The sequence below is a fragment of the Bradyrhizobium sp. IC3123 genome (assembly GCF_020193625.1).
Taxonomy (GTDB): Bacteria; Pseudomonadota; Alphaproteobacteria; order Rhizobiales; family Xanthobacteraceae; genus Bradyrhizobium; species Bradyrhizobium yuanmingense.
Map to the genome: position 1 here is coordinate 31,596 of NZ_JADYVF010000012.1, position 20,320 is coordinate 51,915.

Sequence of the window (20,320 nt, forward strand, 5' to 3'; positions counted from 1 at the left end):
GATGAGCGAGCTTCCGTTGTCCGCCACCGCCAGCGATGCCGCGCTGCAGGCCGCGCCCGCCACCAAGGCGCGCGGTTATTGGGCGACCGTCGGCCGCCGCATCATGCGCGACAAGGTCAGCATGGCCTGCGCGCTGGTGCTGCTGCTGATCTTCCTTTCCGCGATCCTCGCGCCGTGGCTCGGTCTCGAAGACCCCTACAAGGGTTCGATGATCCGCCGCCTCCGCCACATCGGCACCACAGGCTATCCGCTCGGCACCGACGAGCTCGGCCGCGACATGCTGGCGCGGCTGATCTATGGCGGGCGCCTGTCGCTGGTCATCGGCATCCTGCCCGTGATCCTGGCCTTCTGCATCGGTACCTCGCTCGGCATCATTGCCGGCTATGTCGGCGGCAAGCTCAACACCGCGATCATGCGCACGGTGGACGTGTTCTACGCCTTCCCGTCGGTGCTGCTGGCGATCGCGATCTCCGGCGCGCTCGGCGCCGGCATCCTCAACTCCATCGTGGCGCTGACCATCGTGTTCGTGCCGCAGATCACCCGCGTCGCCGAGAGCGTCACCACGGGCGTACGCAACATGGACTTCGTCGAGGCCGCACGTGCCTCCGGCGCGGGCGCCTTCACCATCATGCGCGTCCACATCCTCGGCAACGTGCTGGGCGCGATCTTCGTCTATGCCACCAGTCTGATCTCGGTCTCGATGATCCTGGCGGCCGGTCTGTCCTTCCTCGGCCTCGGCACCAAGCCGCCGGAGCCGGAATGGGGCCTGATGCTGAACACGCTGCGCACCGCGATCTACGTCAATCCCTGGGTCGCAGCCTTGCCGGGCGCGATGATCTTCGCGGTCTCGATCTGCTTCAATCTGCTCTCGGACGGCCTGCGTAGCGCCATGGACATCAGGAACTAGGCCATGAGCGAAACCAACACCTCCGTCGAAATGCTGGAGCCGGTCGAGGACCGCGGTGGGCTCGCGCAGCCGCTGCTGCAGGTCAACGGCCTGACCAAGCATTTCCCGGTGCGCGGCGGCCTGTTCGCCGCCAAGCGCACGGTGCGTGCCGTCGACAATGTCTCCTTCTCCGTCGCCAAGGGCGAGACGGTCGGCATCGTCGGCGAGTCCGGCTGCGGCAAGTCCACCACCGCGCGGCTGCTGATGCACCTGATGCCGCGCGATGACGGCGACATCATCTATGACGGCATGACCGTCGGCCAGTCGCTAAGCTTGCGCGAGCTGCGCCGCGGCATGCAGATGGTGTTCCAGGATTCCTACGCCTCGCTCAACCCGCGCCTGACGATCGAGGAATCCGTCGCCTTCGGTCCAAAGGTCCATGGCATGGCCGATGGCGCGGCGCGCAACCTGGCGCGAGAGCTGCTCGGCAAGGTCGGCCTGCGCCCGGAAAACTTCGCCAACCGCTATCCGCACGAGATCTCCGGCGGCCAGCGCCAGCGTGTCAACATCGCGCGCGCGCTGGCGCTGTCGCCGCGGCTGGTGATCCTGGACGAAGCCGTCTCGGCGCTCGACAAATCGGTCGAGGCGCAGGTGCTCAACCTGCTCGCCGATCTCAAGCGCGAATTCGGCCTCACCTATCTCTTCATCAGTCACGACCTCAATGTCGTCCGCTACATCTCGGACCGCGTGCTGGTGATGTATCTCGGCGAGGTCGTCGAGCTCGGCCCGGTCGACCAGGTCTGGGACAGCCCGGCGCATCCCTATACCCGCGCGCTGCTCGCCGCGATGCCGTCCTCCGATCCTGATCGCCGCACCGAAACGCCGCCGATCACGGGCGACCCACCCAATCCGATCGATCCGCCCTCCGGCTGCCGTTTCCACACCCGCTGCCCGTTTGCGGAGCCGCTCTGCGCAAATGCGACACCAAAGCTCACCGCGCTGGATAATATGGGCCACGAGGCCGCGTGCTACATGGCGATACCGGGTTCAGGCCACAGCCGCGCCCCCAGGGGAGAAACCGCATGACGAGACCGACACCGAAAGAGATCAAGCCGATCGCGCATATCGCCGGCGTGCCCGTGGACGACGAGATCGCAACCCGCATCTCCAGCGCCATCGGCCCCGCCTTCGAGGGCTTCGCCGCCATCGCGGGTACGCTGCCGTTCGATCTGGAGCCCGCAACTTACGGGCTCGCGCAGACGCAGAAGGTGTCGAAATGAGCCGCGAGCCCGCCTTGATGACGCTCACCGAGGTCGCGCGCGCGATCGCGATGAAGCAGGTGTCCTCGCACGAGGCGACGCGGGCGCTGCTGCAGCGCATCGCGCAGTGGCAGCCGCATCTCAACGCCTTCATGTCGATCGAGGCCGAGGCTGCATTGAAAGCGGCGGATGCCGCCGATGCCGAGCTCGCCAAGGGCAATGTCCGCGGTCCCCTGCATGGCGTGCCGCTCGCGCACAAGGACATGTATTACGATGCCGGCCACGTCGCGACTTGCGGCTCGCTGATCCGCCGCGACTTCGTGCCGAACGTCACGTCCACCGCCTTGCAGCGGCTCAAGGACGCCGGCCAGGTCCGGCTCGGCACGCTGCATCTCGCCGAGTTCGCCTATGGCCCGACCGGGCACAACGCTCATTACGGTCCGGTGCGCAATCCCTGGAACGTCGCCCATATCACCGGCGGCTCCTCATCCGGCTCCGGCTCGGCGGTGGCCGCGCGCCTGACCTATGCGGCGCTTGGCTCGGACACCGGCGGCTCGATCCGCATGCCCGCGCATTTCTGTGGCGTCACGGGGCTCAAGACCACGGTGGGCCGCGTCAGCCGCGCCGGCGCAATGCCGCTGTCGCAATCGCTCGACACCGTCGGCCCGCTGGCCCGCACTGCCGAGGATTGCGCGCTCTTGCTGGCGCTGATGGCCGGACCTGATCCCGCCGATTCGACCTGCAGCCACGAGCCGCTCGCGGACTACGTCGCAGCCACCAAGGCTTCGCTGAGGGGTCTCAAGATCGGCGTGCCCGCCTCGTTCTATGTCGACGATCTCGACAGCGAGGTCGCGCGCGTGCTGGACGAGACCGTCGCGGTGCTCAAGCGCGAGGGCGCCGACATCGTCAAGGTCGAGCTGCCGGACCAGCGGCAATTGTCCTCGGCCAGCCAGCTCGTGCTCGCCGCGGAAGCCGCCGCCTTCCACAAGCGCTGGATGATCGAGCGCCCGCAGGACTATGGCCCGCAGGTCTTGATGCGGCTTCAGAACGGCCTCGCCGTTCCCGCCATCACCTATCTCGAGGCGATGCGTTGGCGCGGGCCGGCGCTCGCGGCCCACAATGCCGCGACGGCAGGCGTCGATGCGGTGATCGCGCCGGCGTCCCCGGTGCCGGCGCCGACGATCGAGGAGAGCGACGTCGGCGGCGGCCCGAACGCGCCGGCGCTGTTGCAGCGGCTGACGCTGTTCACCCGCCCGGTGAATTTCCTGGGCTTGCCGTCACTGACCATTCCTTCGGGCTTCACCACGACCGGCCTGCCGGTCGGCATGCAGCTGATCGGCCGCTCCTTCGACGAAGCCACCCTGCTGACCATTGGCGCCGCGTACCAGCGCGTCACCGACTATCACGACCGATTGCCGAAGCTGCCGTCATGAGAAACCTCGTCGAGATCTCAGGCCTCAACATCCGCTTCACCGGCGAGCGCACGGTCTATGCCGTGAACGATCTCAGTCTCTCGCTCGGCAATAGCGAGGTGCTGGGCCTGCTCGGCGAATCCGGTTCGGGCAAGAGCGTGACGCTGCGTGCCTTGATGCGCCTATTGCCGAAGAAGCGCACGCAGATTTCGGGGACGGTCAACGTCATGGGACAGGACGTGCTGGCCATGAACGACGAGCAGCTGTCGTCGTTCCGCGGCCAGACCGTCTCGATGATCTTCCAGGAGCCGGCGCTTGCGCTCGATCCGGTCTACACGATCGGCGCGCAGATCGCCGAAAGCGTGGTGCGCCACGAAGGCAAGAGCTTTGCAGAAGGGCGCGCACGGGCGCTGGAGATGCTCGAGGTCGTGCGCATTCCCTCGGCCAAGCGCCGGCTGGATGCCTATCCGCACGAAATGTCCGGCGGCATGCGCCAGCGCGCGATGATTGCGCTGGCGCTGGCCTGCCGGCCAAAAATCCTGCTGGCGGACGAACCGACGACGGCGCTCGATGCCACCGTGCAGATCCAGATTCTGCTCTTGCTGCGGGAGCTGCAGCGCGAGTTCGGCATGTCCGTCATCTTCGTCACCCACGACATCGGCGTCGCCATCGAGATCTGCGACCGCGTCGCGGTGATGTATGCGGGCCAGATCGTGGAGCAGGGCACCTTGCGCGACATCGTCCGCTCGCCGGTGCATCCCTATGCCAAGGGCCTGCTCGCCTCCACCATCCACGGCGCCAAGCGCGGACAGCGGCTGGAGACCATCCCCGGCACGCCGCCGTCGCTGGCCGAGAAGCCGCACAATTGCTCCTTCGCTCCCCGCTGCAAGCTCGCCGAGCCGCGCTGCCTGGAGCAATTGCCCGGGAATGTCGCGGTCGGGCCGGGTCGGGCCGCCAGATGCGTCCTGGCGGAGCCGGCCACCGTGCTGTCATAGTTCGGATGAGTTGAACCGGGCTGTGCGAGCCTTTCCAGCATTCACACCCCGTTCATTCCGGTTCCCGTTCCATGGCGCCTTTCACGGAGAGGGACCTCACGGATGTACATTTCCAACGAAGGCCTTCTCGTCATCCTGTTCGTCGGTCTCGTCGCCGGTTGGCTCGCCGGCAAGATCGTGCGGGGCGCCGGGTTCGGCCTGATCGGCGACATCGTGATCGGCATCTGCGGTGCGCTGGTGGCGAGCCTGCTGTTTCCAAAGCTCGGCATCCGCCTCGGCAGCGGCTTGATCTCCCAAATTGTCTATTCTGCCATCGGCGCGGTCATCCTGCTGCTGGTGGTACGCCTTGTGCGCGGCGGGGGCCGGCTCTAGCCTCTGCATTCGGCTGAGCGGAACTTGAGCCGCGCTTTTCGCGGAAGCGGCTGAAAGCCTGCAAGAAAAAGCCGCAAGCCTGTGGAATTCCGGACTTGCGCGGAAGGCTATCGGGGGTAGATGTGGCCCATGAGGCCTCGGATTAAATTCGACCGCGTTGGACGGCCGGAAAACAGATGTTAATCCAAGGCGAGTACTCCTTGAATCGCCTTTGAAATCAGGGCTTTGCCCGTTAGCCGAAAGAGATCAGACTGATGGCAGCCATCCCTGGCGTCCGCCGTTCGGAGCTCGGTGACGCCTTGCGCGCTTGTCGCACGGCCTTCATCGGCGTCGGCCTGATGAGCTGCATGATCAACCTGCTCTATCTGACCGGGTCGATCTTCATGCTGGAGGTCTATGACCGGGTGCTGCCGAGCCGCAGCATCCCCACCCTGGTCGGCCTGATCATCCTCGCCAGCTTCCTCTACATGGCGCAGGGCGTGCTGGACATGATCCGCAACCGCATCCTGGGGCGGATCGGCACCGCGCTCGACGAGGCCCTCAATAAGCGCGTGTTCGACACCATCGTGCGCCTGCCGCTGCTGGTCGGCAGCCGCAACGAGGGCCTGCAGCCGCTGCGCGATCTCGACAATGTCCGCTCCTTCCTCGGCAGCATGGGCCCCAGCGCATTCTTCGACCTGCCCTGGCTGCCGCTCTATCTCGCCATCTGCTTCGCCTTCCATGTCCTGATCGGCGTCACCGCGCTGGTCGGTGCCATCATCCTGGTCGGGCTGACGCTGGTCACCGAGTTCATGTCCCGCCAGCCGGCGAAGGAAGCGATGGGCCTCGCCGCCCAGCGCAACGATCTCGCCCAGGCCAGCCGCCGCAACGCCGAAGTGATGGTGTCGATGGGGATGGCCGGCCGGATGAACCAGCGCTGGAGCGAGGCCAACGAAAAATACCTCGCCGGCAATCAGCGGGCGAGCGACGTCGCCGGTGGTCTCGGCGCGGTCGCAAAGGTGCTGCGGATGATGCTGCAATCGGCCGTGCTCGCGGTCGGCGCCTATCTCGTCATCCACCAGGAGGCGACGGCCGGCATCATCATCGCCGGCTCGATCCTGTCCGCCCGCGCGCTCGCGCCGGTCGATCTCGCCATCGCGCATTGGAAATCCTTCGTCGCGGCGCGCCAGAGCTGGCAGCGTCTGACGCGCCTGTTGGAGCAGATGCCGGCGCAGGCGATGCCAACCCAGCTGCAGGCGCCGACCAGCCGGCTCTCGGTCGAAGGCGTCGCCATGGTGCCGCCCGGCGATCAGCGTCTCGTGGTGCAGGATGTCACCTTCGCGCTCGCCGCCGGCAACGGCCTCGGCGTGATCGGCCCGAGCGGTTCCGGCAAGTCGTCGCTGATCCGCGCGCTGGTCGGGGTCTGGCAGCCGGTGCGCGGCAAGGTGCGGCTCGACGGCGCGGCGCTCGATCAATGGACGAGCGACGCGCTCGGCCGCCATATCGGCTATCTGCCGCAGGACGTCGAATTGTTCGGCGGCACCATCGCGCAGAACATCAGCCGGTTCGATCCCGAGGCCACCTCCGAGGCGATCATCGCCGCGGCCAAGGAGGCCGGCGTGCACGAGATGATCATCAAGATGCGCGAGGGCTACAACACCCAAGTCGGCGAGCAGGGCGCCGCGCTTTCCGCAGGTCAGGCCCAGCGCGTGGCGCTGGCGCGCGCGCTCTACGGCAACCCCTTCCTGATCGTGCTCGACGAGCCCAATTCCAATCTCGACACCGAAGGCGACGAGGCGCTGACCCGCGCCGTCCGCTCGGCGCGCGAGCGCGGTGCCATCGTCGTCGTGGTGGCGCACCGCCCGATCGGCGTCGAGGCGGTCGACCAGATCCTGGTGCTGCGCGACGGTCGCATGCAGGCCTTTGGGCCGAAGGAGCAGGTGCTCGCCCAGGTGCTGCAGCCGCGCGTGACGCCGCCGGCGCCGATCAAGATCGTCAGCGAAGGCGGAGTGGCCAAACCATGAGCACGAAGCCATGAGCACGTTGGCCATCGGCGGCACCAAGGCGGCCGCGAAGACCGTCCGCGACTCCATCAGGTTCCACCTGATGCTCGGCCTTGTGATCGTGCTGGTCCTGGTCGTCGGCCTCGGCGGCTGGGCCTCGACCGTCCTGATCTCGGGCGCGCTGATTGCGCCGGGCCAGATCGTGGTCGAATCCAACGTCAAGAAGGTGCAGCACCCGACCGGCGGCGTGGTCGGCGAGGTGCGCGCCCGCGACGGCGACCTGGTCAAGTCCGGCGACATCGTCGTGCGGCTCGACGACACCGTCACCAAGGCCAATCTTGCCATCGTCACCAAGAACCTCGATGCGGCGCAGGTGCGTGCGGCGCGATTGCAGGCCGAGCAGCGCGGCCTCGACCGAATCGAGTTCCCGCAAGGCCTCATCGAGCGGGCGGGCGATCCCGACGTCAAGGCGCTGCTTGCGGCCGAGACCAAGCTGTTCGAGGTCCGCGTCAATGGCCGCACCGGGCAGAAGGCGCAGCTGCGCGAGCGCATCACGCAGCTCAACGAGGAGATCGCCGGTCTCAGCGCCCAGGAAAAAGCCAAGGACCAGGAGATCGCGCTGGTGCTGAACGAGCTCACCGGCGTGCGTGAGCTCTACGAGAAGCGTCTTGTGCAGATCTCGCGCCTGACCCAGCTCGAGCGCGACTCGGCCCGCCTCAACGGCGAGCGCGCGCAGTACATCGCCGCGCGCGCCCAGGCCAAGGGCAAGATCACCGAGACCGAGCTCCAGATCATCCAGATCGACAAGGACGTGGTCAGCGAGGTCTCCAAGGACCTGCGCGAAACCAACGACAAGATCGGCGAGCTGATCGAGCGCAAGGTCGCGGCCGAAGACCAGCTCCGCCGCGTCGACATCCGCGCGCCGCAGGATGGCATGGTGCTGCAATCGACGGTGCACACGATCGGCGGCGTCGTCACCGCCGGCGATACCTTGATGCTGATCGTGCCGCAGACCGACGATCTCCAGGTCGAGGCCAAGGTCAATCCGGTCGACATCGACAAGCTCCAGATCGGCCAGAAGACGCTGCTGCGCCTGTCCGCGTTCAACCAGCGCACCACGCCCGAGCTCAACGGTGTCGTCAGCCGCGTCTCGCCCGACGTCACCACCGACCAGCGCACCGGCCAAGGCTACTACACCATCCGCGTCTCGATGCCGCCGGAAGAGATCGCCAGGCTCGGCGACGTCAAGATGATCCCCGGCATGCCGGTGGAAGCCTTCGTCCAGACCGGCGACCGCACGATGCTGTCCTATCTGATGAAGCCGCTTCACGACCAGCTGATGCGCGCCTTCCGCGAGAAGTGACGCGCGGCAGCGCGTCGTGGTCTCGTAGGGTGGGTTAGGCGAAGCCGTAACCCACCGCTTCTCTAACCGAGGATGCGGAAGTGGTGGGTTACGCTGCGCTAACCCACCCTACAACACCGCCTTCTTTGCTATAGTTCGACTCAGGCCCAATCACCCGGCGGTCGAACCATGCAATCTCCACCCTCCATCCCCACCGCATCCTTCTCCGACGCGTCCCTCGCCGTTGCCCGCCTCGAGGAAATCTACGAGCGCAACACGAAATTCCTGCGCGACCGGTTCGAAGCCTATGTCGGCGGCGAGGCGATCACGACGCGGGTTCGCGCCTACTATCCCTTCGTCCGTCTCACCACCGCGACGCATGCGCGGCTGGATTCGCGCCTTGCTTACGGCTTCGTCGCCGGACCCGGCGTGCATGAAACCAGCGTGACGCGGCCGGATCTGTTCCGCAGCTATTTCACCGAGCAGATCGGCCTCTTGATTCAGAACCACGGCGTGCCCGTCGAGATCGGCGAGTCCGCCGAGCCGATCCCGATCCACTTCGCCTATCCGCGCGACATCAATATCGAAGCCGCCATCACCACCAGCGAGAATTCGCCCGTGACACGCTCGCTGCGCGATGCGTTCGACGTGCCCGTTCTCGCGACCATGGACGATTCGATCGCCGACGGCACTTTCGAGCTCCAGCCCGGCGCGCCGGAGCCGCTGTCCCTGTTCCGCGCCGCCCGCGTCGATTACTCGTTGCGCCGGCTTTATCACTACACCGGCACCGATCCCGAATATTTCCAGAACTTCGTGATCTTCACCAACTACCAGTTCTATGTCGATGCCTTCGCGCAAGCGTGCCAGCAGCGGCTGCAGTCCGGCGAAGCCGGGCTCGAAGCTTTCGTCGCGCCCGGCAACGTGATCACGAACAGCGGCGGCGCGATCAGCGGCACCGCGCCGGCTCGCGCACCGCAGATGCCGGCCTTCCATCTGGTCGCACCTGGCTATCGCGGCATCACGTTGATCAACATCGGCACCGGTCCGTCCAACGCGCGCAACGTCACCGACCACGTCGCGGTGCTGCGGCCGCATGCCTGGCTGATGCTCGGCCATTGCGCGGGCCTGCGCAACACGCAGCGGCTCGGCGATTACGTGCTGGCGCACGGCTATGTGCGCGAGGATCACGTGCTCGACCGCGAGCTGCCGTTGTGGGTGCCGATCCCGGCGCTGGCCGAGATGCAGGTCGCGCTCGAGGAGGCGGTCGAGGACGTCACCGGGCTTGAAGGCTTCGAGCTCAAGCGCCTGATGCGCACCGGCACGGTCGCGAGCGTCGACAACCGCAATTGGGAAATTTCCGGGCCTGAGGTGATCCGCCGGCTGTCGCAATCGCGCGCGGTCGCGCTCGACATGGAATCGGCCGCCATCGCCGCCAATGGCTACCGCTTCCGCGTTCCCTACGGCACGCTGCTGTGTGTCTCCGACAAGCCGCTGCATGGCGAGATCAAGCTCGCGGGCATGGCCAGCGAGTTCTACCGCCGCCGCGTCGGCCAGCACCTCGAGATCGGCCTGAAGGCGCTGGAGCGGCTCAAGCAGCAGGAATCGGAACGGCTGCATTCGCGCAAGCTTCGCAGCTTTGCCGAAGTGGCGTTCCAGTAGGGCCGAAGCCGCACTTTGCTGCTGACAAGCGCAGCGATTTTCAGCATTGTCCGGCGCGGGGCTCGACCGGGACGACTTGATGCCGCTCATGCGCCACAAGATCATTGGCCATGATCTGGAACGGCTGGCCTTTCGCTTCACCATGTTGAACGACGGCGAGGTCGTGCAGTGCCAGATCAGCGACGCCGCGATGGACGAGCTCGCGGGCATGCAGGGCACCGAAAGCAGCGCACGTCAGGCGCAGTTCCTGTCGCTGCGCGAGACCATCGAGCGCATCGCGTCGGACCTCTACGACGAGGCACCGCGATTCCCGGGCTATGTGGTGCGCATTTTCATGCGGCATTTGGCAAAATAAGCCAGCCTGCATGCGATCCGCCAGGCGGTGAAAGGGCTGCGAAAGGATTCGTTAACGGCAGCCTGTAGTTGCAATGGATGGCGCCGACCCCGGCGTGCGATGATGTCTCGCGGTATTTCACGCCAACATTCTCGCATGACCAGAAGATCACTCCTGCTGCTCGTCGCCGTCGCCCTGCTGGCCGGAAATCTGGCATATGCCAGCCTCTCCGGGCCCAGCGGGTTTGCACGCGATTTCGATCAGAACCTCGCGCGATTCCCACTGGCGGCGTCTATCGCCCGCAGCGATCCCGCCCTCCGGGAGGTCTTGCTCCGAAAGACCGAGGCGGCGTTCAATGAAGGCGGATGGCCCGCCGCGAATGGCGTGCTCAACATCATTCTGGCGAACGAGATGGAAGCCTATGCCGATGACGAACACATCAATGCGGTGGACCGGGCAGAGCTGACAGCCCTTCTGAAGCTGATGAGCGACCCATTGGCATGCAAGTCCTTCCTCATGGCGGGTTCCCAGCGCGGCGAGTTTTCGGACGCAGCACAAGAGCTTGCAGAGCTCGGGGCGGCTCACGGGGCGGCGATCGCGAACGGTTTCGAACGCAAGACAAAGGGTGTCGCCCGGGTGCAGGCTGGTGACGAGGAGCTCGGAGCGATCGAGATGCAATTGCGTCGGGGGCCTTTCGCGGAGCTCACCCGGCAGGAGCTCGGGGCAGAGTCGAGATACCTCGGCGGCAACCCCGCTTTGATGTGCAGCGCGGCCATCAAGAAGCAGCTCAATCTGCTGTCAGTAGACAGAGTTTACTCGGCTTACGCCTCGCGCCTGCGGCGAGCCAGGGATAACAAGATCGATGCCGTCGAGGTCCGCGCGAAGCTGTGCCGCGAACCCGGTAATAGCTTGTCTTGCCCCTGAGCGGGGGTATCGATGGTGAGATGAGCGTGGGCTCCGCTCATCCCTCAAGCTTTCTCAACAACAGCTTCAGCGCCGTCGCCGCGAATACCTGCATGTTGCCGAACCGGTCGTTGCTTCCCGTCTCCAGCGTCATCACCTCTGACGCGGGCCCTGCAACCGCCATGCAGCTATGGCCCGCCGAATCGCCGTAGCGGTTGCCGGTGGGGCCGGCGGCGCCGGTCTCGGACAGGCCCCAGTCGCTGTCGAAGCGCGTTCGCATCTGCTCGGCCAGCAATTGCGCGTAGGGCTCCGACGACGACCGAAAGCCCTTCATTCCTTCGTCCGAAATATCCATCAGCACGCGCCTGGCATCGCGCGTATAGATCACCGCGCCGCCGAGGAAATAGGCGGATGCGCCGGGCACCGCGAGCAGGCTGGCCGCGATCAGACCGCCGGCGGAGGATTCGGCAACCGCAATGGTCTGTTTGCGCGCGATCAGTTTGGCGGCGACCTGTTCCGCAATGCCGACGAGCTCTTTCATGTCGTAACCCCTCATTCCTTCGCAACCGAGCTCAGCCTTCCTAGCATATGACAGGACGCTTGGCCGAGTTGCGGGCGGCGGGCAGGCCTGCTTGAATGGCGGGGACAAGAAGAGACATGCGAGGAAACGTGAGAAGGGAGACGTGATGGCGTCCCTGATCGCCGGCGGCATCGACTGCGACGTGCATCCGGCCGTGCCGCATCTGACCAGCCTGCTGCCGTACCTGAACGATTATTGGCGCGATCAGGTCACGACGCGCGGCATGGTCGACCTTATCTCGCAATCCTATCCGCAGAACTCGCCGATTACCGCGCGGCCGGACTGGCGCCCCGAGACCGGCAAGCCCGGTGAGAGTCTGGCGGACATGCAGCGTCACGTGCTCGATGCTTTCAAGCTCGAATACGCCATCTGCAATCCGCTCTACGGCGTGCAGATGGTGTTTTCGGAAGACATGCAGGCCGCCTTCTGCCGCGCGCTGAATGATTGGCTGGCGAAGGAATGGCTCGATCGCGACTCGCGGCTGCGCGGCTCGATCGTGATCCCCACGCAAAGCGTCGAGAAAGCGGTTGCCGAGATCGAGCGCTGTGCACCGGACAAGCGCTTCGTGCAGGTGCTGATGCTGGTCATGGGCGATACGCCGCTCGGCAAGCGCGCGCTGTGGCCGATCTACGAGGCCGCGGAACGTCTGGAACTCCCGGTCGGCATCCACGCCGGGTCCGCCTATCACAATCCGCCGACCGCCGTGGGTTGGGGGTCCTATCACATCGAGGATTATGTCGGGCAGGCCCAGGCGTTCCAGACCCAGCTCACCAGCCTGATCGTGGAGGGCGTATTCGCCAAATATCCGCGGCTGAAAATGGTGATGCTGGAGTCCGGCGTGTCCTGGATCGCGCCCTATCTGTGGCGCCTGCACAAGTTCTGGCGCGGGGTGCGGATGGAGACGCCGTGGGTCGATCGCGCGCCGCTGGAGATTGTGCGCAGCAACATCCGCTTCTCGTTACAGCCATTTGATGCGCCGCCGGAACCTCAGACATTAATTCGCCTGTTTGATCATATGCAGTCGGACGAATTGGTCCTATTCTCCACGGACTATCCGCACTGGCAGTTCGACGGCCAGGACGCGCTGCCCGAAGGTCTGTCCCCCGATCTCGTGCGCAAGATCATGATCGACAATCCGCATGCAACCTATCCCCGCCTGAAATGAGCCCGCTGCCAAAGGAGGCAAGGCGATGAATATCCAGTTCCGCGAGAACCAAGAAGCCGCTTCCCCACTGACCGTCAAAACCGCAATCGCGGACTGCGACATCCATCCGGCACGAACGACCGCCACCGAGCTCTATCCCTACCTCGCCAAACGCTGGCAGCATCATCTCGAGATCTACGGCGTCCATGCCTATCAGGGCATGATGGAAGGCCCGCCCTATCCGAAGGCCCAGCCCAACGCCTCGCGCCGCGATGCCTATCCGCCGGAAGGCGGCCCGCAGGGCTCCTCGCTCGCCTTCATGCAGAAGCAATTGCTCGATCCCAACAACGTGCAGCTGGGCGTGCTCAATCCGCTCAACACCGGGCAGGGCATCCGCAATCACGAGCTCTCGGCCGCGCTGTGCTCGGCCATCAACGATTGGCAGATCGACAAATGGACCAGCAAAGATAAGCGGTTGAAGGCCTCGATCGTGGTCGGCAATGAGGACGGGCTATCGGCCGCCGCCGAGATCCGGGAGCGCGCCGGGGACAAGAATTTCGTGCAGGTGCTGCTGCTCAGCCGCAATGTCGAGCCGCTCGGCCAGCGTCGCTATTGGCCGATCTACCAGGCCGCAGAAGAAGCGGGGCTCCCGGTCGGCGTCCACGCCTTCGGCTTCGGCGGCAACCCGATCACGCCGTCGGGCTGGCCATCCTATTACATCGAGGAGATGGTCGGGCATTCGCAGTGCCAGCAATCGGCGCTTGCGAGCCTGGTTCTGGAGGGCGTGTTCGAGCGCTTCCCGAAATTGAAGATGGTGATGATCGAGGCCGGCTTCGGCTGGGCGCCGTCACTGGCGTGGCGGCTGGACAAGGCCTGGCAGCGGCTCAGGAGCGAGGTGCCGCATGTAAAACGGCCGCCGTCGGAATATATCCGCGAGCAGGTGTGGTGGACGACGCAGCCGATGGAAGATCCTGAAAGGCGCGAGGATCTGTTCGACGTCATCAAATGGATCGGCTGGGACAAGCTGCTGTTCGCAACCGACTATCCGCATTGGGACTATGACGAGCCATCGCGCGTGCTGCCGGCGGGAGTCAGCGAGGACAATCGCGAAGCGTTCTATCTCGGCAACGCAAAGAAGCTGTACGGGATAACCGCATGATGCGAAAAAGTGTGAAGCGGTTTTTCGGTCAGATCATGCGGAAAACATAGCATGGCGCGGCATGTGATTGCCGCGGTCGACGAGCTTCCGCCGGGCACGCGAAAACTCCTGGAGATCGATGGGCGGCCGATCGCAGTCTTCAACATCAAGGGCGAATATTTCGGCCTGATGAACCGCTGCCCGCATCAAGGCGCGGCGCTGTGTGAGGGCCCGCTGATCGGTCTCGCACAGTCGAGCAACCCCGGCGAGATCGAATACACCAAGTTAGGTGAGATCATCCGCTGCCCATGGCACGGCTGGGAGTTCGACATCCGCACCGGCCAATCCTATTGCGACCCCCGCCGTTTCCGCGTGAAGGCCTATCCCGCCCATGTCGAGCCGGGCGCCAGCGTGGTGAAGGGGCCCTATGTCGCCGAGACCATCCCGGTGAAAGTCGAGAGCGACTACGTGGTGGTCGAGCTGTAGGTCTCCGCTGTCATTCCGGGGCGGTCCGCAGGACCGAACCCGGAATCCATCGGGCAGCACATCCTGTGAGAAATGGATTCCGGGCTCGCGCTACGCGCCCTGGAATGACAACCGAGGGAAGCCGCTGCATTTTCACGCCTTATTCTGCGCCGCCGCGAGCACCCATTGCCGGAACGCAGCCAGCTTCGGCGCCTCCCGACGGCCGTCCGGCGCGACCAGGTAAAAGCCGGCGTCCGCCGGCAGCGCGATCTTGAAGGGGACCACGAGCCGGCCCTTGGCGATGTCGTCCTGCACATAGGAGGTCCGTCCCATCGCGACGCCGATGCCGTCGATGGCGGCCTGGATGGTCATGAAGATCATGTCGAAGGTGATGCCGGGGTGCCTTGCGATATCGGCCGGCAGGCCCGCCGCGGTCAGCCACAGCCGCCAGTCGTCGCTGTTGGTGCTCGACGTGTGCAGCAGCGGATGGTTGCGCAGATCCTCGGGGCGGCGCAGCGGCTTGTCGCCGCGCAGCAGCGATGGGCTGCACACCGGAAACAGCTCGTCCGCCATCAGCCAGTCGGCGCGCAGGCCGGGCCATTGGCCGCGACCATAGCGGATCGCGGCATCGACATTGTCGCGCTGGAAGTCGACGAGGCTGGTCGAGGTGGTGATGCGCACATCGATGCCGGGGTGCTGCTCCTGGAAATCGGTCAGCCGCGGCAGCAGCCATTTGGCGGCGAGCGAGGCCAGCGTCGACACTGTCAGCACCTTGTCGTCGTCCTTGCGCAGGAGACGGTCCGTGGCGAGGCGCAAATCGTTGAAGGCGGCGCGGACGCCCGGCAAATAGTCGCGCGCCTCCGGCGTCAGCGCCAGCGCGCGGTTCTGCCGGATGAACAGGCGGATGCCGAGCTCCTCCTCCAGCCTGCGGATCTGATGGCTGATCGCGGTCTGGGTCACGTTCAGCTCGCTGGCTGCGAGCGTGAAGCTGAGATGGCGCGCGGCGGCCTCGAACGCCCGCAATCCGTTCAGGGAGGGCAATCTGGCAGTCATTTGGCAGCAGGATGCATGACGTTATTTCATGCGAAAAGGTACAAATTGTCGTTTGTCGCGGCGCAACAGAAGGCAGATATTAGCGGTCAACTTAGCTCAAGGAGCTGAAAATGTCTACATTGACCAACAATTCGATGACAAATCATCATGCGCACGGACTCCTTTACCAGATCGGCGAGACCCTTCACCTCTGGCACGAACGCTACCGGACCCGGCGCGAGCTGACCCACTGGACCGCCCGCGACCTCCACGACGTCGGGCTGTCCTGGTCCGACATTGCCTACGAGGCCGAAAAACCCTTCTGGCGGGCCTGAAAGGCCGCCAGGCCGGCGCCGCCTGAGCACAGGGGCGCCGGCGGTCCCTTTTCCGCAAGGCATGTGTCATGAGCACCCTTCGCCTCGACGACCTCAAGCAATATTCGGACGTGCTGCGCGCGAGGCATGGCGAGCGGCTCAATGTCCGTTTCGTCGAGCCGCGCGACACCGACGAGGTGCAGCACTATTTCCGGTCGCTCTCGACCCGCTCGCGCTACAACCGCTTCTTCGGCGCGATCAGCGAATTGCCGAAGGGCCTGCTGCACGATTTCCTCGAGGTCGGCGAGCACGATCGCTTCACTGTCGTCGCGACCATGATGGTCGATGGCTTCGAGACCATTGTGGCTGAAGCCCGCTATGCCTTCCATGCCGAGACCGCGATGCTCGAGTTCGGCCTCTCGGTCGATGACCGCTGGCAGGGCCACGGGATCGCCACCGCGCTGATGAAGAACCTCGAATGCCGCGCGGCCGCGCTTCGAGCCGAGCACATCTACGGCGACACGCTGCGCTCCAACGAGGCCATGGTCTCGCTCGCGCGCAAATCCGGTTTCACGTTCATCAACCACCCCGATGACTGGAAGCTGGTGCGCTTCGACAAGGAGATCAACCTCGCGCCGCAAGACATTCCCTGCGCCAGCTGGCGCCTCGCCGCCCTTTCCCGTCAGGCCGATAGCCCCTCAGCCTCGGCCTGACACCACTGCAGCCCGGCCTGGTTATCCAGAGCCGGGCCTTTTTTGCTGCGCGGTCTCGTCTCAACGTCATTACAGGGCGCGGGGAGCGCGAGCCCGCTGTGAATGTTAGGCGCGCCTACTTCCCCGTGAACACCGCCTTGCGCTTGTCGATGAAGGCCTGCACGGCCTCCTTGTGGTCGGCGGTCGTGGTGAGGCGGACCAGCCTTTCGGCCTCGTGGTCGCGCGCGGTTTCGAAGTCGAACAGCAGGGCCTCGTCGAGATTGTCCTTCATGTAGCGCAGCGCGAGGCGCGGGCCTTCGGCGAGCGATTTGGCCAGTGCGAAGGCCTCGGTCTGCAGTTTGTCGTCGGGCACGACGCGGTTGACGAGGCCGATCGCCTCGGCGCGCGCGGCATCGACGCGGTCGCCGGTGAACATCAATTCGCGCGCCCGCGCGGTGCCGACCAGCCGAGTGAGCAACCAGGCGATGCCATAATCGCCGCTGAGCGCGATGCGGGCATAGCCGGTGGCGACGAAGGCGGATTGCGCGGCGATGCGGATGTCGCAGGCCATGGCGATGGCGAGCCCGGCGCCGACTGCGGGGCCGGGCAGCGCAGCGATCGTCGGCTTACGCACAGACACCAGCGCGCCGGTGAGCAGCCGCTGCCGCTCCTGCAGGTCGGCGACCTTGTCGTCGAAGGACATGTCGAGCTTCGCCTTGTCGCGATGCGCACCCATGCCCTTGACGTTGCCGCCGGCGCAGAAGGCTTCGCCCGCGCCGGTCAGCAGCAGTGCGCCGACATCGGGATTCTCGCCGCAGCTCCGGATCATCGTGCGCAGCGCCGGCGTCAGCGCGTCCGACAGCGAATTGCGCGCCTCCGGCCGGTTCAGCGTGATCACAGCGACGCGGTCGCGGATCGTGCAGAGGAGCTCATTAGTGCCGGTATCGATGGTGGTTTCCGTGGTCATGGTTTCTCCCTTCCTTCGTCATTGCGAGCGAAGCGAAGCAATCCAGAATCTTTCGGCGGAGACAGTCTGGATTGCTTCGTCGCTTCGCTCTTCGCAATGACGGGTATTGTTGTTAGCTTGCGCTCAAAACCTCTCCACCCAGGGCCGCAGCTCCAGCTCCCAGCTCCAGGCGCTGCGCGGCTGCTGCAGCACGTTCCAATAGCTCTGTGCGATTGCGTCGGGATCGAGCATCGAGTCCGGCTTGTCCGCCGGATCCGTCCGCGCGGCGCTCCTGATGCCGCCGTCGATGACGAAATGCGCGACATGGATGCCCTGCGGCGAGAGTTCGCGCGCCATGCTCTGGGCAAGGCCCCGCAGCGCGAACTTGCCCATCGCGAAGGGAGCGGACTGCGCATAGCCCTTGACGCTGGCGGAGGCGCCGGTGAACAGGATCGCGCCGTGCTGGTTCGGCAGCATGCGCTTGGCGGCCTGCTGCGCCACCAGGAAGCCGCCATAGGCGCTGACCGCAATCGCCTGCGCGACGTCGGCCGGCACGAGATCGACGAACGGCCCGCGCGTGCGGCCGGAGGCGTTGTAGACGACGAGGTCGGGCGTGCCGATCTCGCGCTCGACCAGACCGAACAGCCGCTCCACCTCGTCGGGCTCGGTGGCGTTGCAGGCATAGGCCTTGGCCCCGGTCTCGGTGCAGAGCGCGCCAAGCTTCTCGATCTTGCGTGCGGCGAGCGCGATGCGGATGCCCTGCGCCGATAGCAGGCGCGCCAGCGATGCGCTGAGGCCTTCGCCGGCACCGACGATGAGGGCGATCTTGTACTTCGGGTGTTCCATGGCGTGATCTCTCGGAAGTAGGAGCCGCTGATCTATGCATGGTCCGCGCAGACAACCAGCCGGCGCGATCACAATTCCGCAGGGCGAGTTGCTCCCTCGCGGCGATCATGCCGCCCTGACATTTTGCGGCTTTATCGCTGTCCGCGACTGGAGCATGATCGACATCATCCAAAGCGGCAAGCGCAAAGAATTGCCGTCGGACGGAAACGAAGAGGACGATCATGCCCGGACCGGTTAAAGCGCAGCCAAAAGATATCGCGGCCGCACCCTCCGGCCTGCTGGCGCCCGATACTTCGGGGATGAATTTCTATCGCGCCGATCCCGCGCTCACGGACCTGCTCCGCATCCATCTGCCGGAGAATCTGTTCCGCCACATCGAGCCGCATCTCGACCGGCTCGGTGAGCTCGCCGGCGGCCATCTCGACGAATGCGCGCGGCTCGCCGACCGGCACACGCCAATCCTGCACCAGCGCGACAAGTTCGGCCGCGACGTGCAATGGATCGAATATCACCCGGCCTATCGCGAGCTGGAGAACGCCGCGTTCGGCGAGTTCGGCATCCACGCGCTTTCAATCCGCAAAGGCATCATGGGCTGGTCGGACAAATACCCTGTTGTGGCCAAGCACGCCTTCACCTTCCTGTTCAACCAGACCGAATTCGGCATGGGCTGCCCGATCAACGTCACCGATGGCTGCGCCAAGCTGTTGGCGAATTTCGGCAGCGAGGCGCTCAAGGCGAAATATCTGGATGGCCTGACCTCGACCGACATGAGCAAGCTGACCCAGGGCGGCCAGTTCATGACCGAGAAGGAAGGCGGCTCCGATGTCGGCACGCTGACCACGCGCGCCGTGCAGGAGGGCGACCATTGGCGCCTCTATGGCGAGAAATGGTTCTGCTCGAATGCCGACGCCAAGGTCGTGATGCTGTTGGCGCGCCCTGACGGCGCCGGCCCCGGTACGCGCGGCGTCGGCCTGTTTCTGATGCCGCGCTTCCTCGACGACGGTTCGCAGAACCACTATCGGATCGTGCGCCTCAAGGACAAGCTCGGCACCCGCTCGATGGCCTCTGGCGAGATCAAGCTTGAAGGCGCGATCGCCTATGCCGTCGGCAAGCTCGACCGCGGCTTCGTGCAGATGGCCGAGATGGTGAACTCCTCGCGGCTCTCCAACGGCGTCAAGTCCACCGCACTGATGCGCCGCGCCTATCACGATGCGATGACGGTCGCGACCAACCGCGTCGTGTTCGGGCAGCGCATCATCGATCTACCGCTGGGACGGCGGCAGATGCTGAAGATCATGCTGCCGGTGGAGCAGGGCCTGTCGATGAGCTTCCTCACTGCTGATGCCCTCGACCGTGCCGAGGCCGGCAGCCAGGACGCCGCCGCGCTGCTGCGCATTCTCACCCCGACGCTGAAGTTCCGCGCCACGCGCGATGCGCGCAAGGTCTGCGGCGATGCGCTCGAGATGCGCGGCGGCATCGGCTATATCGAGGAGTTCGCCACCGCCCGCCTGCTGCGCGATGCGCATCTCGGCTCGGTCTGGGAAGGCACCGGTAACATCGTCGCGATCGATGCGCTGCGGCGGGCAGTCGGCCGCCACGGCGCGGAATCCGCGCTCGCAGCCGATCTGCACGCCCGGCTCGGCGACAGTGGCTCGGTACCGCAGGCCTGGCGCGATCATCTGCGTGGCCTCACCGACCGCGCCGTCGGCTTCGCACGGGAAGTCGCGGCCAAGTCCGAGAACGAAGCCGATGCGCGCCGCGCCACCAGCGTGCTCTATCATGTCGCCGGCGCGGTGGCGCTCGCCTGGGAAGCACACCGCATTCACGAGATGCGTGGCGATGCACGCCGGCTGCTGCTCTCGCGTCTCGTGATCGACCACCGCGTGACGCCGAGCGATCCGTTCCGGCTGACGGAAAATGCCGCGCAGGCGAAGATGGCCGAACTGCTGCTCGGCGATCGCGCAGCCGGCATGAGCGAGGTTGGCGAACTGGTTCTGGCGGCGTAGGCTGCGCGCTGCG

22 protein-coding genes are annotated in these 20,320 nt (G+C 65.5%); 18 read left to right on the top strand and 4 right to left on the bottom strand.

What is annotated here, in order from left to right; genetic code table 11:
* The first annotated feature begins 1 nt into the window (after position 1).
* From I6F20_RS29535 to I6F20_RS29585, 11 genes are all read left to right on the top strand, one after another.
* Positions 2-907 carry an ABC transporter permease gene (locus I6F20_RS29535; RefSeq protein ID WP_035997066.1) on the top strand — a complete coding sequence of 302 codons (906 nt, stop codon included), beginning with the start codon at positions 2-4 and terminating at the stop codon, positions 905-907.
* A gap of 3 nt (positions 908-910) precedes the next feature.
* A complete protein-coding gene (locus tag I6F20_RS29540; RefSeq protein WP_035997070.1) occupies positions 911-1,972 on the top strand; it encodes an ABC transporter ATP-binding protein in 1,062 nt (353 codons plus the stop codon).
* On the top strand, positions 1,969-2,166 hold the full coding sequence (locus tag I6F20_RS29545) for a hypothetical protein (protein WP_225129039.1): 198 nt from the start codon (positions 1,969-1,971) through the stop codon (positions 2,164-2,166). The genes I6F20_RS29540 and I6F20_RS29545 overlap by 4 nt, the downstream gene beginning before the upstream one ends.
* Positions 2,163-3,578, top strand: coding sequence for an amidase (locus I6F20_RS29550; protein WP_225129041.1), 1,416 nt, complete (start codon positions 2,163-2,165; stop codon positions 3,576-3,578). Before I6F20_RS29545 ends, I6F20_RS29550 begins: the two co-directional genes overlap by 4 nt.
* On the top strand, positions 3,575-4,552 hold the full coding sequence (locus I6F20_RS29555; protein WP_035997077.1) for an ABC transporter ATP-binding protein: 978 nt from the start codon (positions 3,575-3,577) through the stop codon (positions 4,550-4,552). Before I6F20_RS29550 ends, I6F20_RS29555 begins: the two co-directional genes overlap by 4 nt.
* Positions 4,553-4,654: 102 nt before the next feature.
* On the top strand, positions 4,655-4,924 hold the full coding sequence (locus tag I6F20_RS29560) for a GlsB/YeaQ/YmgE family stress response membrane protein (RefSeq protein ID WP_109142276.1): 270 nt from the start codon (positions 4,655-4,657) through the stop codon (positions 4,922-4,924).
* 254 nt (positions 4,925-5,178) lie between these two features.
* Complete coding sequence (locus I6F20_RS29565) at positions 5,179-6,927, top strand: type I secretion system permease/ATPase (protein ID WP_035997082.1); 1,749 nt, start codon at positions 5,179-5,181, stop codon at positions 6,925-6,927.
* 10 nt (positions 6,928-6,937) lie between these two features.
* Complete coding sequence (locus tag I6F20_RS29570) at positions 6,938-8,269, top strand: HlyD family type I secretion periplasmic adaptor subunit (protein WP_036020913.1); 1,332 nt, start codon at positions 6,938-6,940, stop codon at positions 8,267-8,269.
* Positions 8,270-8,437: 168 nt separating this feature from the next.
* Positions 8,438-9,907, top strand: a complete 1,470-nt coding sequence (locus I6F20_RS29575) for an AMP nucleosidase (RefSeq protein ID WP_225129042.1) — start codon at positions 8,438-8,440, stop codon at positions 9,905-9,907.
* Positions 9,908-9,953: 46 nt separating this feature from the next.
* Complete coding sequence (locus I6F20_RS29580; protein ID WP_225129043.1) at positions 9,954-10,262, top strand: DUF1488 family protein; 309 nt, start codon at positions 9,954-9,956, stop codon at positions 10,260-10,262.
* A gap of 135 nt (positions 10,263-10,397) precedes the next feature.
* Positions 10,398-11,165, top strand: coding sequence for a hypothetical protein (locus I6F20_RS29585; protein ID WP_225129044.1), 768 nt, complete (start codon positions 10,398-10,400; stop codon positions 11,163-11,165).
* 37 nt (positions 11,166-11,202) lie between these two features.
* Here I6F20_RS29585 and I6F20_RS29590 read toward each other — a convergent pair whose 3' ends face one another.
* Positions 11,203-11,685, bottom strand: coding sequence for a CinA family protein (locus I6F20_RS29590; protein WP_225129045.1), 483 nt, complete (start codon positions 11,683-11,685; stop codon positions 11,203-11,205).
* Between the two features lie 145 nt (positions 11,686-11,830).
* On the opposite strand from I6F20_RS29590, the gene I6F20_RS29595 reads away from it, so the two are divergent.
* From I6F20_RS29595 to I6F20_RS29605, 3 genes are read left to right on the top strand one after another with little or no spacing between them, the layout of a single operon-like run.
* Positions 11,831-12,889, top strand: coding sequence for an amidohydrolase family protein (locus I6F20_RS29595; RefSeq protein WP_225129046.1), 1,059 nt, complete (start codon positions 11,831-11,833; stop codon positions 12,887-12,889).
* 25 nt (positions 12,890-12,914) lie between these two features.
* Positions 12,915-14,027 carry an amidohydrolase family protein gene (locus tag I6F20_RS29600; RefSeq protein WP_225129047.1) on the top strand — a complete coding sequence of 371 codons (1,113 nt, stop codon included), beginning with the start codon at positions 12,915-12,917 and terminating at the stop codon, positions 14,025-14,027.
* A 51-nt stretch (positions 14,028-14,078) separates the two neighbouring features.
* A complete protein-coding gene (locus tag I6F20_RS29605; RefSeq protein ID WP_225129048.1) occupies positions 14,079-14,492 on the top strand; it encodes a Rieske (2Fe-2S) protein in 414 nt (137 codons plus the stop codon).
* 132 nt (positions 14,493-14,624) lie between these two features.
* Here I6F20_RS29605 and I6F20_RS29610 read toward each other — a convergent pair whose 3' ends face one another.
* Entirely contained in the window at positions 14,625-15,524 is a 900-nt protein-coding gene (locus tag I6F20_RS29610; RefSeq protein ID WP_036040512.1) for a transcriptional regulator GcvA, read from the bottom strand.
* Between the two features lie 110 nt (positions 15,525-15,634).
* Here I6F20_RS29610 and I6F20_RS29615 point away from each other — a divergent pair, with 110 nt between their 5' ends.
* Positions 15,635-15,838 (top strand): DUF1127 domain-containing protein, encoded by a 204-nt coding sequence (locus I6F20_RS29615; protein ID WP_225129049.1) that lies wholly within the window; start codon positions 15,635-15,637, stop codon positions 15,836-15,838.
* 68 nt (positions 15,839-15,906) lie between these two features.
* Positions 15,907-16,530 (top strand): GNAT family N-acetyltransferase, encoded by a 624-nt coding sequence (locus I6F20_RS29620; RefSeq protein ID WP_225129050.1) that lies wholly within the window; start codon positions 15,907-15,909, stop codon positions 16,528-16,530.
* Positions 16,531-16,645: 115 nt separating this feature from the next.
* Here the strand turns inward: I6F20_RS29620 and I6F20_RS29625 are convergent, their stop codons facing one another.
* A complete protein-coding gene (locus I6F20_RS29625; RefSeq protein WP_036040518.1) occupies positions 16,646-17,476 on the bottom strand; it encodes an enoyl-CoA hydratase in 831 nt (276 codons plus the stop codon).
* 123 nt (positions 17,477-17,599) lie between these two features.
* The gene (locus tag I6F20_RS29630; protein WP_036040521.1) at positions 17,600-18,301 is read right to left on the bottom strand and encodes an SDR family oxidoreductase; all 702 of its coding nucleotides are present in this window, start codon (positions 18,299-18,301) and stop codon (positions 17,600-17,602) included.
* Positions 18,302-18,335: 34 nt separating this feature from the next.
* Here I6F20_RS29630 and I6F20_RS29635 point away from each other — a divergent pair, with 34 nt between their 5' ends.
* Both I6F20_RS29635 and I6F20_RS29640 read left to right on the top strand, forming a co-directional pair.
* Entirely contained in the window at positions 18,336-18,539 is a 204-nt protein-coding gene (locus tag I6F20_RS29635) for a hypothetical protein (RefSeq protein ID WP_035997131.1), read from the top strand.
* Complete coding sequence (locus I6F20_RS29640; protein ID WP_225129052.1) at positions 18,523-20,307, top strand: acyl-CoA dehydrogenase family protein; 1,785 nt, start codon at positions 18,523-18,525, stop codon at positions 20,305-20,307. Before I6F20_RS29635 ends, I6F20_RS29640 begins: the two co-directional genes overlap by 17 nt.
* The last annotated feature ends 13 nt before the right edge of the window (positions 20,308-20,320 follow it).